This is a genomic window from Streptomyces sp. NPDC056128, from assembly GCF_042263835.1.
GTDB lineage: Bacteria > Actinomycetota > Actinomycetes > Streptomycetales > Streptomycetaceae > Streptomyces.
Genome location: NZ_JBHJVQ010000012.1, coordinates 29101 through 43327, shown reverse-complemented (window position 1 = coordinate 43327; position 14227 = coordinate 29101). Strand labels below are relative to the sequence as shown.

General features: G+C 72.8%; 18 protein-coding genes. 13 read left to right on the top strand and 5 right to left on the bottom strand.

Annotated features, from left to right (window positions below; genetic code table 11):
* Window positions 1-26: 26 nt before the first annotated feature.
* Window positions 27-407 (top strand): M48 family metallopeptidase, encoded by a 381-nt coding sequence (locus tag ACFC1X_RS22785; RefSeq protein ID WP_122615035.1) that lies wholly within the window; start codon window positions 27-29, stop codon window positions 405-407.
* A 3-nt stretch (window positions 408-410) separates the two neighbouring features.
* Here ACFC1X_RS22785 and ACFC1X_RS22780 read toward each other — a convergent pair whose 3' ends face one another.
* Window positions 411-668, bottom strand: coding sequence for a DUF6343 family protein (locus ACFC1X_RS22780; protein WP_376356364.1), 258 nt, complete (start codon window positions 666-668; stop codon window positions 411-413).
* A gap of 172 nt (window positions 669-840) precedes the next feature.
* Here ACFC1X_RS22780 and ACFC1X_RS22775 point away from each other — a divergent pair, with 172 nt between their 5' ends.
* Together ACFC1X_RS22775 and ACFC1X_RS22770 are read left to right on the top strand one after the other, a co-directional pair.
* Window positions 841-1527 carry a class I SAM-dependent methyltransferase gene (locus tag ACFC1X_RS22775; RefSeq protein ID WP_376356362.1) on the top strand — a complete coding sequence of 229 codons (687 nt, stop codon included), beginning with the start codon at window positions 841-843 and terminating at the stop codon, window positions 1525-1527.
* Between the two features lie 122 nt (window positions 1528-1649).
* Window positions 1650-2072 (top strand): DoxX family protein, encoded by a 423-nt coding sequence (locus ACFC1X_RS22770; RefSeq protein ID WP_376356360.1) that lies wholly within the window; start codon window positions 1650-1652, stop codon window positions 2070-2072.
* A 21-nt stretch (window positions 2073-2093) separates the two neighbouring features.
* On the opposite strand, the gene ACFC1X_RS22765 is transcribed toward ACFC1X_RS22770, so the two are convergent.
* Entirely contained in the window at window positions 2094-2633 is a 540-nt protein-coding gene (locus ACFC1X_RS22765) for an RNA-binding S4 domain-containing protein (protein WP_376356358.1), read from the bottom strand.
* Between the two features lie 73 nt (window positions 2634-2706).
* Here ACFC1X_RS22765 and ACFC1X_RS22760 point away from each other — a divergent pair, with 73 nt between their 5' ends.
* Window positions 2707-3420, top strand: coding sequence for a uracil-DNA glycosylase (locus ACFC1X_RS22760; protein ID WP_376356356.1), 714 nt, complete (start codon window positions 2707-2709; stop codon window positions 3418-3420).
* A gap of 42 nt (window positions 3421-3462) precedes the next feature.
* The gene (gene pip, locus ACFC1X_RS22755) at window positions 3463-4428 is read left to right on the top strand and encodes a prolyl aminopeptidase (RefSeq protein ID WP_376356354.1); all 966 of its coding nucleotides are present in this window, start codon (window positions 3463-3465) and stop codon (window positions 4426-4428) included.
* Window positions 4429-4489: 61 nt separating this feature from the next.
* Here pip and ACFC1X_RS22750 read toward each other — a convergent pair whose 3' ends face one another.
* Together ACFC1X_RS22750 and ACFC1X_RS22745 are read right to left on the bottom strand one after the other, a co-directional pair.
* Window positions 4490-4960 carry a GNAT family N-acetyltransferase gene (locus ACFC1X_RS22750; RefSeq protein ID WP_376356352.1) on the bottom strand — a complete coding sequence of 157 codons (471 nt, stop codon included), beginning with the start codon at window positions 4958-4960 and terminating at the stop codon, window positions 4490-4492.
* Window positions 4957-5370 carry a RidA family protein gene (locus ACFC1X_RS22745; protein WP_376356350.1) on the bottom strand — a complete coding sequence of 138 codons (414 nt, stop codon included), beginning with the start codon at window positions 5368-5370 and terminating at the stop codon, window positions 4957-4959. Before ACFC1X_RS22745 ends, ACFC1X_RS22750 begins: the two co-directional genes overlap by 4 nt.
* Before the next feature lie 151 nt (window positions 5371-5521).
* Here ACFC1X_RS22745 and ACFC1X_RS22740 point away from each other — a divergent pair, with 151 nt between their 5' ends.
* Window positions 5522-6298 carry a nucleotidyltransferase domain-containing protein gene (locus ACFC1X_RS22740; RefSeq protein WP_376356348.1) on the top strand — a complete coding sequence of 259 codons (777 nt, stop codon included), beginning with the start codon at window positions 5522-5524 and terminating at the stop codon, window positions 6296-6298.
* A gap of 92 nt (window positions 6299-6390) precedes the next feature.
* Here the strand turns inward: ACFC1X_RS22740 and ACFC1X_RS22735 are convergent, their stop codons facing one another.
* Entirely contained in the window at window positions 6391-7509 is a 1119-nt protein-coding gene (locus tag ACFC1X_RS22735) for a hypothetical protein (protein WP_376356346.1), read from the bottom strand.
* A 186-nt stretch (window positions 7510-7695) separates the two neighbouring features.
* Between ACFC1X_RS22735 and ACFC1X_RS22730 the strand changes: the two genes are divergently transcribed.
* The 7 genes from ACFC1X_RS22730 to ACFC1X_RS22700 all read left to right on the top strand — a co-directional run bounded on the left by ACFC1X_RS22730 (window position 7696) and on the right by ACFC1X_RS22700 (window position 14084).
* Complete coding sequence (locus tag ACFC1X_RS22730; RefSeq protein ID WP_376356344.1) at window positions 7696-8244, top strand: hypothetical protein; 549 nt, start codon at window positions 7696-7698, stop codon at window positions 8242-8244.
* 12 nt (window positions 8245-8256) lie between these two features.
* Complete coding sequence (locus ACFC1X_RS22725; protein ID WP_376356342.1) at window positions 8257-8883, top strand: hypothetical protein; 627 nt, start codon at window positions 8257-8259, stop codon at window positions 8881-8883.
* 41 nt (window positions 8884-8924) lie between these two features.
* Window positions 8925-9179 (top strand): hypothetical protein, encoded by a 255-nt coding sequence (locus ACFC1X_RS22720; protein WP_376356340.1) that lies wholly within the window; start codon window positions 8925-8927, stop codon window positions 9177-9179.
* Window positions 9180-9549: 370 nt separating this feature from the next.
* The gene (locus ACFC1X_RS22715) at window positions 9550-9858 is read left to right on the top strand and encodes a hypothetical protein (protein WP_376356338.1); all 309 of its coding nucleotides are present in this window, start codon (window positions 9550-9552) and stop codon (window positions 9856-9858) included.
* Window positions 9859-10007: 149 nt separating this feature from the next.
* Window positions 10008-11864, top strand: coding sequence for an FUSC family protein (locus ACFC1X_RS22710; RefSeq protein WP_376356336.1), 1857 nt, complete (start codon window positions 10008-10010; stop codon window positions 11862-11864).
* Window positions 11865-11917: 53 nt separating this feature from the next.
* Window positions 11918-13282 carry an amidohydrolase gene (locus ACFC1X_RS22705; protein ID WP_376356334.1) on the top strand — a complete coding sequence of 455 codons (1365 nt, stop codon included), beginning with the start codon at window positions 11918-11920 and terminating at the stop codon, window positions 13280-13282.
* A gap of 112 nt (window positions 13283-13394) precedes the next feature.
* The gene (locus tag ACFC1X_RS22700) at window positions 13395-14084 is read left to right on the top strand and encodes a DUF899 domain-containing protein (protein WP_376356332.1); all 690 of its coding nucleotides are present in this window, start codon (window positions 13395-13397) and stop codon (window positions 14082-14084) included.
* The last annotated feature ends 143 nt before the right edge of the window (window positions 14085-14227 follow it).

Below are 14227 nucleotides of genomic sequence, written 5' to 3'. Positions count from 1 at the left end.
CCTTCCAGTGAGGGAAGGACTCTGCCGTGCCCGAGATCAGCGGTTCGACCGGACGTACCCCGGAGACGGATGTCATCGACTTCCGTGCCGCCGAGCAGTTGCTCGCGGCGCGGGACCCGCGGGGCGCGGTGAAGCTGCTCGACGCGGTCATCGGAGCCCACCCCGAGAACACCGCCGCGCGGCTGCTGCGCGCGCGTGCCTTCTTCGCCGCGGCGCAACTGCGACCGGCCGAGCTGGAGTTCACCATCGTCCTGGAGCGCGAGCCGGACAACGCGTTCGCGCACTTCGCGCTGGCCCGCACCTACGAGCGCCGGGGCTGCCCCGACCAGGCCCGGCGGCACTTCCGGCTGGCGGCGGCCCTGGATCCGAACCCGGAGTACCTCCAGCAGGCGCGTTTCGACTCCTGACGGTCAGCTCCTCGGCGGCGGGTACGGCGGGATGTCCCGGCCCGGCTGGTAGTGCGGGCCCTGGCGCAGGTGCCGCAGGACCACCGTCAGGTCTACCGTCGCGACCAGCCAGAGCGCCCCGCAGGCCACGGCCCATCCGATACGGCCGGTGAGCGCGAAGGCCGCCGTACCGAAGATCGCCCAGACCAGCCCCCACAGGCTCAGCCAGAACCGCGCCCGCAGGGCACTGCGCGCGGTGGCCGGTTCACTGCCCGTACGCATCGGATCACCACTCCTGTAAGCAACGTACTCCGGCGGGCCACGAGGGGGAAACGCACCGCGTCGGCGGTCCCGCCGCACCACCGGACCGCGTGCGTTCACTCGGTCGGGTGAACCGGCGTCGCGTGGGAACGGGTGTGCGGTGGCGGGCCGTTGGACGGACATGGAACTGAGAATGCGAGAGGGACACCAGGGGACGGGACCCGGGGCCATCACCCCGGACGGCTGTGCCGTCGAGCTGTATTCGCGGCTGCCCGCGGGACCCGAGCCCGACATCGTCGCCGCCGCCGTACCCGGGGGTGCGCGCATCCTGGAGCTGGGCAGTGGGGTGGGCCGCATGACCCATCCGCTCCTGGAGCGCGGCTTCTCCGTCACCGCGGTCGACGAGTCCGCCGAGATGCTGGAGCACGTGCGCGGCGCACGGACCATATGCGGCCCGATCGAGCACCTCGACCTGGACGAGCGCTTCGACGTGGTCATGATGGCGTCGTTCCTCGTCCACACCGGGGACGTCGAGGTGCGGCGGGGACTGCTGCGCACCTGCGCGCGGCACGTCGCGGACGACGGCTGCGTACTGATCCAGCGGGAGGGCGCGGACTACCACACGAACCTGCCGCGCGAGCGGGTCGACCCCAGCGGCTTCACCGTGCGGATCCTGTCGGCGGACCCGGTCGCGGAGGGGGTCAACTCGGTGCGCGCGGAGTACGAGTTCCCGGACGCGGTCTGGACCCAGACCTTCCTGGCCCGGCCGCTGACGAAGGAACAGTTCGAGCAGGCACTGGCGGAGGCGGGACTCCGGGTGGACCGGTACCTGACCGACGACGGGACGTGGGTGAGGGCGATCGCGATGCCACAGGAGTGATGCAACAGGAGCGACGCCACAGGAGTGATGCCACAAGAGTAGGGATCCGGCGATGAGTTCCGGTCCGGCGGGCGGTCTACCCACCCGACAGCAGCACGGACCACCCAGCTCAGGAGACCGCCATGGCCGAGACCGCCGCTTCCACCGCCGCCCCCACGGCTCGCACCGCCCGGATCACCCTGCGCGTGGTGCAGGTGCTCGTCGCGCTGTTCTTCGCCGTGGCGAGCGCCCTCCCCAAGCTCATCGCACACCCCTCGGCGGCCGACAGCTTCGCCACGATGGGCTGGGGCGACGCCGGCATGTACGCGATCGGCGTCCTGGAGCTGGCCGGGGCGGTCGCCCTGCTGATCCCGGTGCTCCAGTCGGTGGCGGCGACGGCGCTCGGCGCGCTGATGGTCGGCGCGTTCGTCGTCCAGCTGACCTACTTCGACGGTGAGAACGCGCTGACACCGCTCATCCTGCTGGTGCCGCTCCTGGTCATCGCCCGGGCCCGCCGCGAGCACAACGGGGAACTGCTCCGGCTGATCCGGGCCCGGCGCGGCTGAGCGAGCGGTCCGAGGACGGGATCAGGGCCTGGTCTCGGCGTCCTTGCGGGCGCGGGCCAGGCTCTCCAGTCCGCGCAGGCGCTCCATCTCACGGCGGTCCCGCTTGGTCGGGCGGCCGGCGCCGCGGTCGCGGATGCCGGCCGGGGCGACGGCCTCGCGGGGCGGGGGCGGCGGGGAGTTGTCGACGTAGCACTGGGCGGCGATCGGGGCACCGACGCGCTTGCGGATGAGCCGCTTCACGATGACGACGCGTTCCCGGCCCTCGTGCCGCAGGCGCACTTCGTCGCCCACGCGCAGTGAGTACGCGGGCTTCACACGGTCACCGTTCACCCGGACGTGGCCGCCCCGGCAGGCGGTGGCGCCGAGGGAGCGGGTCTTGATCAGGCGGACGGCCCAGATCCAGCTGTCCACGCGGACGCTCTCGCCGCTCTGCGGCCCGGCCGCCTCGGCGGCGGCGATCGCGGCGGCGGTCTTCGGGTCCTGTTCCGGGGCCCCGGGGGCGTCCTGCGGGACGGCCGCCCCGTCCGCCGGGACCTTGCCCTCGTCATGCTCGGAAGCCATGCTCCGACCTTAGCCGCCCGGCCCGGCGGGAGGGACCGCAATTTCCACCGGAGAATCGTTCTACGGTGGACGTATGGACACCGGCGGCCTCTCCATGCTCGACCAGCGGATCGCGGACTGCCGTGCCTGCCCCAGGCTGGTCGACTGGCGGGAGGAGGTGGCCCGTACGAAGCGGGCGGCCTTCGCCGACTGGACGTACTGGGGCCGTCCGGTGCCGGGCTTCGGACCACCCGACGCGCGCCTGCTGATCGTCGGACTCGCCCCCGCGGCCCACGGCGGCAACCGAACTGGCCGGATGTTCACCGGCGACCGCTCCGGGGACGTGCTGTACCAGGCCCTGTACGACGTGGGCCTCGCCTCGCAGCCCACCGCGGTCTCCGCCGACGACGGCCTGGAACTGCTCGGTGTGCGCGTCACCTCGCCGGTGCACTGCGCCCCGCCCGCCAACAAGCCCACCCCCGCCGAACGCGACACCTGCCGTCCCTGGCTCGTCCAGGAGCTGGAACTGCTGCGGCCCACGCTGCGGGCCGTCGTCGTGCTCGGCGCCTTCGGCTGGCAGGCGGCGCTCCCCGCGTTCGCCGACGCGGGCTGGACCGTGCCCCGCCCCCGTCCGTCCTTCGCGCACGGCGGGCAGGTCACGCTGGACGCGACCGACGGGCCCGGCCTGCGCCTCTTCGGCTGCTTCCACGTCAGCCAGCGCAACACCTTCACCGGCCGGCTCACTCCCGAGATGCTCCGCGACGTGCTGCGCGCGGCGGCGGACGCGGCGGGCCTGCCCACCCGGTAAAAGCGGATGAGCGCCCCGGTGCGGCGGCGCTACGGTGCTCCGATGGGCCTGTATCCGGAGATCGAACCGTACGACCACGGCATGCTCGACGTCGGCGACGGCAACAGCGTCTACTGGGAGACCTGCGGCAACCCGCGCGGCAAGCCCGCGCTGGTGCTGCACGGCGGGCCGGGCAGCGGCGCACGCCCGGGGCACCGGCGGTACTTCGACCCCGCCGCCTACCGGATCGTCCTCCTCGACCAGCGCGGCGCCGGACGGTCGCTGCCCGGCGCGAGCGCCCACGACACCGACATGAGCGTCAACACGACCGCCCACGTCATGGCGGACCTGGAACGGCTCCGCGCCCACCTGGGCATCGAGCGCTGGTTGGTGTGGGGCATGTCGTGGGGATCGGCCCTGGGCCTGCGGTACGCGCAGACGCACCCCGGCGTGGTGTCCGAGCTGGTGCTGACCGGTGTCGCGACCGGCTCCAACGCCGAAGTGGCCCTCCTCACCCGAGGGATGGGCAAGATCTTCCCCGAGGCTTTCGAGCGGTTCCTCGCAGAACTGCCCCCGGACCAGCGCGACGGCGATCCGGCCGCCGCCTACAACCGGCTGCTGGAGTCGCCGGACGCCGCGGTCCGGGAGCGGGCCGCCCGCGCCTGGACCGACTGGGAGACGGCGACCATTCCGGCGCCGCCACGCTCGGTCGCCCGGTTCGAGGACCCGGAGTTCCGCCTGGGCTTCGCCCGCACCGTCACGCACTACTGGGGCAACGACCACTTCCTCGGCGAGGGCAACGACGAGAGCGTGGTCCTCAGGGACGCGCACCTGCTGAAGGGCGTCCCCGGCACCCTGGTCCAGGGCAGCCTCGACTTCGGCAACCTGCTGGGCATCGTATGGCGGCTCCACCACGCGTGGCCGGACAGCGAGCTGGTGGTCGTGGACGAGGCCGGACACGACGCCGGAGCCATCGGGGACGAGGCACTCGTGGCGGCGACCGACAAATACGCCCGGCGCGAAGCCTGAGCGGCGTACGGACGAGGGTGCGGCGGCCGGGCGTGCCAGATGCCCTTCCTACGGACGCCGCCTACGGACGCCACACGTACCGCACGTCCGGCTCCCGCTCCTCGTTCCGGGCGCCGTCCGTCCGCTCAACGGCCATGAATCCGTGCCGCTCGTAGAAGCGGTGCGCGGACGCGTTGACATGGAACGTCCACAGCTCGAGCCCGGCCGGCCTGCGCTCCTTGGCCAGGGCGACGAACCGGTCGCCGAGCCCGCACCCGCGCCGTTCGGGGGCGAGATACAGCTGCGACAACTCCTCGCCCTCCAGCACCATCACCCCCGCCACCGCACCACCGGTCTCCTCGGCCACCCACGCCTCGTGCTGCTCCACCACCACGTGCCGGAAGTACGCCCGGACCTCGTCGTCGGTCCGGGGCCGGACCACGGTCGGCAGCGCGGCGGCGAAGGAGCGCAGCCACACGTCGGCGGCGGCACGCGCGTCGGCGGCCGACGCGCGCCGCAGGACGACCGCTCCGGCCCCCGCGTCCGGGCTCACGGACGGGGCTCGTCGGGCACGACCGCCGTCGCCGTGATTTCCACCAGCTGTCCCGTGTAGCCGAGGCAGCTCACCCCGAGGAGCGTCGAGGAGTGCGGGCCGGTACTGAGCCCCGACGCCTCGACGACGTCCCAGACGGCGGACAGCTCGGCGGGCTCGGTACCCACGACGTACACGTCGGTCGACAGCACGTGCTCCAGGTCGCTGCCGACGGCACGCAACTGCTCGGTGAGGTTGGCGACGACCTGCTCGGCCTGACGGACCGCGTCGCCCTCGCCGACCAGCTTCCCGTCCGCGTCGAGCGGAACGGCCCCGGCGAGGAAGGCGAGCCTGGTGCCGGCCTCGACGACGGAGGCGTGGGAGTAGGTGGGCGGCGGGAAGAGACCGGACACGGTGACGCGCTGAATCACGTGGGCTCCTGAAAGCTGGACGGACAACCTCCCGATCGTCCGCCTCCCGGCCCACCTCGCGCACCCGATTTTCCCTCGCGGCCCGCGCCCCTGCCCGCCTAGGCTTCCGGTGCCCGTTCCGTCACCTCGTCACCGCCAGGAGCCCACCGCAGTGCCCTCCCTCACGGATCCCACGGACGAGGCCTTCCTCGACACCACCGCCGACCGGCTCGCCGCCCTGCCCGCCGTCCGGGCGGTCACCCTCGGCGGCTCCCGGGCACAGGGCACGCACAGGCCCGACAGCGACTGGGACATGGCGGTCTACTACCGGGGCGATTTCGACCCCGACGACCTCCGCGCCGTCGGCTGGGCCGGTGAGGTCTCGGAGATCGGCGCCTGGGGCGGCGGCGTCTTCAACGGCGGCGCCTGGCTGACGATCGACGGCCGCCGCGTCGACGTGCACTACCGGGACCTCGACGTGGTCGAGCACCAGGTGACTGAGGCGGAGGCGGGCCGCTTCCGCGTCGAGCCGCTGATGTTCCACCTGGCGGGCATCCCGACGTACCTGGTGGTCGCGGAACTGGCGATCAACCGGACGCTACGCGGCGAACTGCCCCGCCCCGCCTACCCCGACGCCCTGCGCGCCACCGCCCCCGCCCACTGGCACGGCGCGGCCATGGCCACCCTCGCCTACGCGAGAACCGGCCACGCCCCCAAGGGCGCCCTCACCCAGGTCGCCGGAGCCATCGCCCTCGCCACCACCCAGACGGCACACGCGGTGCTGGCGGCACGGGGGGAGTGGGTCACCAACGAGAAGGGCATCGTCGAGCGCGCCGGCCTGGGCGGGATCGACGAACTGGTCGCCGAACTGACCCCGGAGCCGCACTCCCTGACCCGCTCGGTGGCGCACACCGAGACACTCCTGCGCGTCGCCCTGGAGGCGCGCTGAGACCTTCGGACATCAGGCGGCCTGACGCGGACCGGCTTGCCCCGCGGGCCGTAGGAGTAGGCCGGAGCCCTGCCGCCCGGCACGCGGTGCGCTCATGGGCCGGCCACCGGCTCGGAGTTGTCGTCGGTCGAGGTGGGCAGAGGCGGCGGGGCAGTGGGCGGGGGCGAGACGAGCAAGGCCGTGGACGGGTCCACGTCGTCGGCGTGGAACAGGGTCGGGAGGTCGTGGTCGAGAAGGCCCGCCATCTCGATCGCCACCCGGCCTTGGGCGTGGGCGGAACGGATCGACTGTCCGTCCGCGACGGCGGCGTAGAAGCGCGCCGCGTAGGTGATCGCGTCGATGTCCCCGATGGACGCCGACATTCCGATCGCCAGCGGGACGGTGTCCACCAGTCGGGCCGCCTGGGGCGCTGAGTCGCACGAGTTGAGCAGGACCAGCAGCGGCTGTTCGTCCACGGCGGCGATGGCGCGGGCGAAGGCCCGGGCGGAGACCACGGCCCCGTCGTGGAAGCGGTCGGTGTCCTGCTCGAAGACGACGAGGTCCGACGCGCTGTGGCCCGAGAAGTGCACGACGTGCGGCCTGAAGCGCGTGAGGCCGTCGAGGAGGTGGTCGGCCGTCGCGGCGGGGTGTGCGTCCAACTCGACCAGATCGCGGTGCAGCGCCCGCTCCACCGCCGCGCGGATACGGGCCTGTTCACGGGGGATGCGCAGATCGCCGCCCGCCGCCGCGCCGAGCATCAGCACCCGCAGGGGTTCGGGCCTTGGTGCGCGCAGGTGCCTGATGACGTCGTTCATCTTTCCCTCCGTCAGGGTCAGTCGGGTGTCGAGCCGTGTCTGTTCGGAGGTGATCCGCAGCATCGCCTCCCGCCGTTCATGCCGGAGCACCGCTTCCACGGCCTCGCGCTCCTCCGCGTCCGCCTCGGCCCACAGCACGTCCAGCGCTGCCGCCCGCCTGCCGAGGCGCGCGCCCCGTGCCTCCCACGAAGCGGCGTCGCGTGCCGCCTTGTTGGCTTCCTTCTCGCGCCGGGCGGCGCTGCGGAGTCTGCTGTCGCGGATGCCGGCGCTGTGCGTCCGGGCCGCCGAGGAACGCTGCTGCGTGGCGGAGGCGCGGGCCGTCGCCTCCCTCTGCCGGAGCGAGGCCGCCCGCCGCTCCGCGTCCGCCTGCCTTCTCCTTGTCTGTTCCAGCTGGGCTCGGTATTCCCGTGCTGTCATGCAACTCCCTGGGAGAAAGGTTCTTGATGTGCTGAGAGTGGGCTGTGCTCCTCACGGGAAAGGAAATGTGCCCGCAGCATAAGGCGATTAACCCATCATACGTATGGGAACGAACTCCAAGCGGATCCGCGGTGTGGCCGGTCGAAGAGGGGGGGCGGCGTCATGGCGTCGGAAAGACTCAGGCAAATGTTGAGCGAAGTCGATCCGGTTGTGCTCGATTTTGTTCGGGTGGGTCAGGTGGCGGGACTTGACGTATCGGACGGGGGCGTTGGCGACGATTCCTCCGGATGGCGTGACGGGCTGCACACGGCGGCGGACGGTGTCGGCGCCGCGGCGGTCGCGTGGATGGGCTGGCGGTCGGTGCAGGACGCGAGGTCCTGGTGGCGCAAGAAGCAGCGCGCCGGCGCCGGGGGTGCGGCGGCGGGCGCCGGCGGCAGGGAACTCGCCTCGACGGGGGCGGCGTCCACGGACACGTCGGCCGCGAAGGACATGAACACCGGGACCGGCGAGCCCAGGCTGAAGCGTTCCGTCCTGCTGGACCTGGCCCGCCGGGAACTGATCGAGGAATTCGATCTCCCGACCGACGAACCGCTGAAGGTGCGCGAACAGGAATACGAAGTGAGTGAGTCCGCTTATCGATTCGAATTCGAGTCCGGAGCGGACGTGTACGAGGTCTTGGTCGTGACGAAGGGGACCCGGGCCGCGGTGGTCAACTTTCACCACAGCAGAGGATAGAGGGGGCGGGAAATGAGCAACGTGGTTCCGGGTTTCCTGACGGCACACAGGAGATACCTGGCGAGGGTGGAGCTCGCGTCGGGCGAGCAGGGAACCCTGCACATTGAGGACGCGCAGTTCCTCTACCCTCCCCACCAGGTGGCGCTCCCCTTCCTGCGAGAGCGGAATCCAGTCGTCCAGCACTTCTTCGTGCCGCGCGAGCACGACCGGCTGGAGGTCGCCTACCATCCCGGTCTGGCGACTCGCGCGGGGCACACCGCTGAGGACATCGCGCTGACGGTGTACTACTCCTGCCAGCTGGGTGGCCTCTTCGCGCGGGTGAGCGACCGGCGGAAGCTGAACGGCCTCAGGGTCACCGACCTCGGGACCGGCCAGCCCTCGGGGTACTCCTACCACGCCAAGGACCGGATCAAGGACGGCACCAGCGCCGCCATGCTCGGACTCGGGGCCGGGCGGATGGCCTGGAGGGGTGTGTCGGACGGATCGGCGGCCTTGCGGAGCCTCGCGGAATGGGCGCAGGGGCGCGGCCGTGAGAAGGGCTACTACCTTGTGGAGGAAAACCGACTCTCGGACAAGCCCGTGATCCGGAGCCCTCTTCACTTCAACGACCTGGAGCCCCTGGGATCCCACAGCGGCTGAGCTCTGCCAACGGCGTTGCTCACAGCGAAGGTTGGGCTGCGGTGGATCCCACTCTGCTCACACTGGCCGGTACCGCGGGTACGTCCCTGGTCACGCTGCTCGGCGAGCACCCCGAGGCCGCCGACGAGCTGCGGGACCTGGTGGAAGGCTGGCAGCGGCAAGCGGCCGGCGGCCAGCAGATCCGCGGCGACGTGCGCATGGAGGCCCGGGCAGAGGGCAACGGCCGCGCGCAGGGCCAGGACGGAAGGGCACGCCGAGGCATAGGCCGAGTTCGCGCAGCGGCTGTCGGACGCTGAGCTGCGCGTCGAGCGCGCCCAGTCGACCATGCGCCAGGCCGAGGCGGAACGCGCCAAGGCCGAGGCGCTGCTGGCCCAGGCACAGGAGGAGCTGGCCCGTCGGCGTCGGGACGCGGAACGGGACGCGTCCCCCTGTCCGAATACCCCGGCCTGTCGCAGGAGCGGCAGGACACCGAGCAGTTCTCCGAGCTCATGGAACAGGCCGAGGCCGAACTCGGCGTGGTGCGCGAGGAACTACGCCTGCTCGGGGAGGAGATCGACGGGGACACCGCGCAGGTGGTTCAGGGGGAATGGTCGGTACGGCACGACGGGGAGCCGGAAGAACCGGACACCGTCGGCTCGAGTACCGCCGTACCCGGCGACCATTCCCATGCTGGTCGTGACCGCCAACCGGGCAGCGTACGGGGCGGACGCGAACATTTTCGTCCAGGTGCTGTTCACCGGCGGCAGCGTCGTGGCAGGCGCGCTGGTGCTCCTGGCCGCTGCCGGGTGTCTGGCATTCTTCGCCGACGTGTTCCTGTCGAGGGAGTCTGAGCAGAAGCCCGGAATCGACGGGTTGATCATTGCCCTCCTCGTCCTTCTCGTGCTCTCTCCGGCCGCGTTCTTCACGCCGCTCGACTGGCCGGGCCCCGCCGGAGTCTGGGGCAGGGCCCTTGCCTCCCTCGTGGGCCTGGCGTAGGCGCCGAGGCCGCCGTCATCCTCCGGAAACACGCCCGTTTCCGCCCCCGCGGCATTCCGTCGTACGCTTGACAGCGCATCGCCCAGCCCGGCCACCGTCGCCCGAAGGCTCGTCATCGCCCTCGACCGGACGACAGGAGGCCGCGCCCCTTGTTCCGCACCGCCGCCCGTGTGCTCCCGCCGTGGCTCGCCCATGCTCTGAACGCCCAGCGCGGTCCCGTGCCCTGGAACGCGGTCACGCGCGGTGCGCTGGCCGGTGGGCCGCTGCTGATCACCGCGCTGGTCGCCGGGCGGGCCTCCCTCGGGGTCGTCGCCGCGATCGCCGCCATGCTGGCCGGCATCAACGACCGGCCGGGCAGCCGCCGTACGTCCGTGCGGCGGATCGGCGTACCCGCGCTCGCGGGCGCGGCCGGGCTGCTCGTCGGGACGTACGCCGGACAGCAGCTGGGCGCCGTACCGCTGACCCTGGTGCTGACCGGGCTCGGGCTGGTCGCGGGCGGCGTCAGTGCCGTCGGGCCCGTGGCGTCCCAGACCGGGACGCAGCTGCTGGTCGGCAGCGCGGTGGGCGCCGGGATGCTGTTGCCCGACCCCGGGTGGCAGAGCGTGCTGGCCTTCCTCGCCGGCGCCGGATGGCTGCTCCTGCTGCGGCTGGTCCTGCCCACTCCCGGGTCCCTGACCGGAGGCTTCCGCTTCGACGGGGAGCGCGCGGCCGTCGCCGACGTGTACAACGCCGTGGCCGCGCTGCTGGACGCCGTCGGCACCGAGCACGCCGTGGCCCGCCGGGCCGCGCTCACCGCCGCCCTCGACCACGCCCAGGACGCGCTCGCCGGACCCCGGCTGCGGCGCCGCGCCTCCACCGCGGCCGAACGCCGGCTGCGCGCCCAGTACGCGGCCGCGCTGCCCCTCGGCGAAGCCGCGACCGCGCTCGCGTGGGCCGAGCGGCCCGTGCCCGCCCGTGCCTCGGAAGGGCCCCGGCGGCTCGCGGCCGCCGTACGCGGCAACGCCCACGCCGGACCACTGCCCGCGCCCCACCGCACCGACCCCGCCCTGCGCGCCCTGGACGACGCCCTCCTGCACGCCGCGGTCGCCTTCGACCTGGGCAGGGGCCAGGACCTGCACACCCGCAGGCGGTCGGCCGCCGCGCTCGCCCGCGACGTCCTCGGTGCGGGAGGGCGGGAGTACGGGCTGCGGGTCGGGCTGTGCTTCGGAGTAAGCGCCGCCGTCGCCCAGGCGCTGCACCACGGCCACTGGTACGGCGCCCACCAGCACTGGTACTGGCTGCCCGCCACCGCCGTCTTCCTCGTCAAGCCCGATCTCGGTCCGCTCGTGTCCCGGGTCCTGTGCCGGGCGGCCGGGACCGTGCTCGGGGCCTTGCTGTTCGCCGGGTTCGCGGCCGTACTGCCCCAGCCCGAGGGGCTGGTCGCGCTCGTCGCCGTGTGCGGTGCCCTGGTGCCGGTCGCCGCACGGCACTTCGCCGCCCAGACCACCGTCGTCACCGTCCTCGTCCTCGCCCTGGTCATGGTCGGCGGCGAACCCCAGGCCTCCGCCGGCCGCATCGGGGAGACGCTGCTGGCCTGCGCGATCGTGCTGGTCGTCGGGCATCTGCCGATGCCGGGACAGCGGGGCGGCGGCGTCCGGGCCCGGATCGGGGCCGCCGACGCCGCCGCGCAGGCCTACCTCGCGCACGTACTGAGCGGGTCCGGCGACCGCGCCACCCGGTGGACGCTGCGCCGCGAGGCCTACCGCACGCTCGCCGAAGCGCGCGCAGCCATCGACCGCGCCGCCGCCGAACTGCCCGCCCTCGCCCGCCACTCCGAGGGCACGGACGAGGTCGCCGCGGTCCTCGAACGGCTCGTCGACACCACCACCGCCTGCGCCGTCCACCTCGACGACACCGGCCGGCTCACGCCCCGCCACACCGCCCGGCTCGCCGAGCTGGGGGACGAACTGGCCCAGCGGCGCGGCCGCGTGGGCGGCGACCGCCCCGAACTGCCGCTCGCGGGGTGAGTGTCCCCGGCGGGCCGGTGCCGTGGCGGCGCCCGCCCCCGTAGGTTGGCGTGATGACGCCTTCTTCGCACGGGAAGCCCGCGGATCTCGTCATCACCGGCTGCACCGTCCTCGTCCACGACGACCGGGAGCGGATCGGTTTCGAGGAGGACGCCGCGATCGTCGTACGGGACGGAGCCGTCGACTCCGTGACGACCGCCGCCGCCGTCGCCGGCCTGGCCGCCGCCGACCGCATCGACGCCCGCGGCCAGGTCGCCCTCCCCGGGCTGGTCAACTGCCACACGCACGCGCCGATGGTCGCCCTGCGGGGCCTCGCCGAGGACCTGCCCACCGAGGAGTGGTTCAACGACGTCGTCTGGCCCGTCGAGTCCAACCTCACCGAACGCGACGTGACGCTGGGGGCCCGGCTGGCCTGCGCCGAGATGATCCGCGCGGGGGTGACGACCTTCGCGGACAGCTACTTCGCCATGGACGCCGTGGCCGCCGTCGTCGCCGCGTGCGGGATGCGGGCGCAGCTGGGCCAGGCGTACTTCTCCTCGCAGGGCCCCGAGGGGCGGGAGGCTTCACTGGAGTTCGCGTTGCGGCACCGGGGCTCCGCCGACGGCCGCATCACCACCGCCCTCGCCCCGCACGCCCCCTACACGGTGACCGACGCCGACCTCGCCGCCACCGCCGCGCTCGCCCGCGACCACGGACTGCCCGTGCACCTCCACGCCGCCGAGAACCGGGACCAGACCGACACCAGCCTCGCCCGGCACGGGGTCACCCCGATCCAGGTCCTGGAGCGCACCGGCATCCTCGGCACCGACGTGCTCATCGCGCACGGCACCGGCATCACCGGGGACGATCTGCCGCTCCTCGCCCGCGCGGAGGGCCGTACGGCCGTGGCGACCGCACCCCGCGGCTACCTCAAGTTCGCCTGGCCCGACACCACCCCGGTGCGCGCCCTGCGCGACATCGGGATCCCCGTGGGCCTCGCCACGGACGGCGCCGCCTCCAACAACTCCCTCGACGTGTGGGAGTCGATGGCGCTCACCTCCCTCATCCAGAAGTCCACCGAGGGCGACCCCCGCTGGCTGACCTCCCGTCAGGCCCTCCACCACGCCACCCTGCAGAGCGCCGACGCGGTCGGGCTCGCCGGCACCGTCGGCCGCGTCGCGCCGGGGCTGCGGGCCGACCTGATCCTCGTCGACCTCACGGGACCGCACACCCAGCCCGTGCACGACCACGCCGCCACCCTGGTGCACAGCGCCCGCTCCGCCGACGTGCGCACGACGATCGTCGACGGCCGCGTCCTCATGCGGGACCGCGTGCTGCTCACCCTCGACGTGCCCGCCGTGGTGCGGGAGTTGGAGGAGCGGCTGCCCGCCCTGACCGACCGCGGCCACGGGCGGCGCGTCCAGGAGTACGACACCTGAACCGCATCCGCGCGGCGGCCCGGAAAAGAAAGTTCTCCGAGCCGCGATGAGTTCTTCTCCTCCCGGCAGTCACCACCCTTCGACGTTCCGTCGCAATGGAGGAGCTGGAGCCATGACGCTGCCCGAGATCGTGACCCGCGCGGACTGGCGCGCGGCGCGCGCGGCCTTACTGGCCAAGGAGAAGGCGGCCACCCGCGCGCGTGACGCCCTCAACGCCGAACGGCGCGGGCTGCCCATGGTGGAGGTCGACAAGGAGTACGTGTTCGAGGGCGGCGACGGCAAGGCCACCCTCCTCGACCTCTTCGAGGGCCGCGACCAGCTCGTCGTCTACCACTTCATGTTCGCGCCCGAGTGGGACGCCGGCTGCCGCAGCTGCTCGGCGTTCCTGGACCAGATCGGCCACCTCGCGCACCTGAGGGCCCGCGGTACGTCCTTCGCCGCCGTCTCCCGGGCGCCGTACCCGAAGATCCTGCCGTTCAAGGCGCGGATGGGCTGGACGCTGCCCTGGTACTCGTCGTACGTCAGCGACTTCAACGCCGACTTCGAGGTCACCCTCGAACACGAGGGCGAGCTGGTCGAGCGGCCGGGCCTCAGCTGCTTCCTGCGCGACCGCGAGCGGGTCTTCCACACCTACTCGACGTACGAGCGCGGCCTCGACGGGATCGGCTCCACCACCAGCCTGCTCGACCTGACCGCGCTCGGCCGCCAGGAGCCGTGGGAGAAACCGGAGGGGCGCGCGACGGCTCTCGGCGCGCCCGCGGGCAGCGAGGGAGTCCGCTACCACGACGAGTACGACGACTGAAACGCTCCGTGGACTCTCCGTAGCGGAAACGGCCGAACGGCTGCGTCACGGCTCACACTTTGCGGTGAACGAGTGTCAACTATGTCTCAGTACCATCACCGCGCGAGGCTTTCGCTCCATGGTTGGCGTTTAACTCTCTACGA

Excerpts from the sequence above, each read along its gene's own strand:
- ACFC1X_RS22735 (WP_376356346.1), bottom strand. The coding sequence starts at position 7,509 with ATGACAGCACGGGAATACCGAGCCCAGCTGGAACAGACAAGGAGAAGG.
- ACFC1X_RS22760 (WP_376356356.1), top strand. The coding sequence starts at position 2,707 with ATGGACACCGGCGGCCTCTCCATGCTCGACCAGCGGATCGCGGACTGC.
- ACFC1X_RS22765 (WP_376356358.1), bottom strand. The coding sequence starts at position 2,633 with ATGGCTTCCGAGCATGACGAGGGCAAGGTCCCGGCGGACGGGGCGGCC.
- ACFC1X_RS22775 (WP_376356362.1), top strand. The coding sequence starts at position 841 with ATGCGAGAGGGACACCAGGGGACGGGACCCGGGGCCATCACCCCGGAC.
- ACFC1X_RS22700 (WP_376356332.1), top strand. The coding sequence starts at position 13,395 with ATGACGCTGCCCGAGATCGTGACCCGCGCGGACTGGCGCGCGGCGCGC.
- ACFC1X_RS22725 (WP_376356342.1), top strand. The coding sequence starts at position 8,257 with ATGAGCAACGTGGTTCCGGGTTTCCTGACGGCACACAGGAGATACCTG.
- pip (WP_376356354.1), top strand. The coding sequence starts at position 3,463 with ATGGGCCTGTATCCGGAGATCGAACCGTACGACCACGGCATGCTCGAC.
- ACFC1X_RS22730 (WP_376356344.1), top strand. The coding sequence starts at position 7,696 with ATGTTGAGCGAAGTCGATCCGGTTGTGCTCGATTTTGTTCGGGTGGGT.
- ACFC1X_RS22770 (WP_376356360.1), top strand. The coding sequence starts at position 1,650 with ATGGCCGAGACCGCCGCTTCCACCGCCGCCCCCACGGCTCGCACCGCC.
- ACFC1X_RS22715 (WP_376356338.1), top strand. The coding sequence starts at position 9,550 with ATGCTGGTCGTGACCGCCAACCGGGCAGCGTACGGGGCGGACGCGAAC.
- ACFC1X_RS22780 (WP_376356364.1), bottom strand. The coding sequence starts at position 668 with ATGCGTACGGGCAGTGAACCGGCCACCGCGCGCAGTGCCCTGCGGGCG.
- ACFC1X_RS22705 (WP_376356334.1), top strand. The coding sequence starts at position 11,918 with ATGACGCCTTCTTCGCACGGGAAGCCCGCGGATCTCGTCATCACCGGC.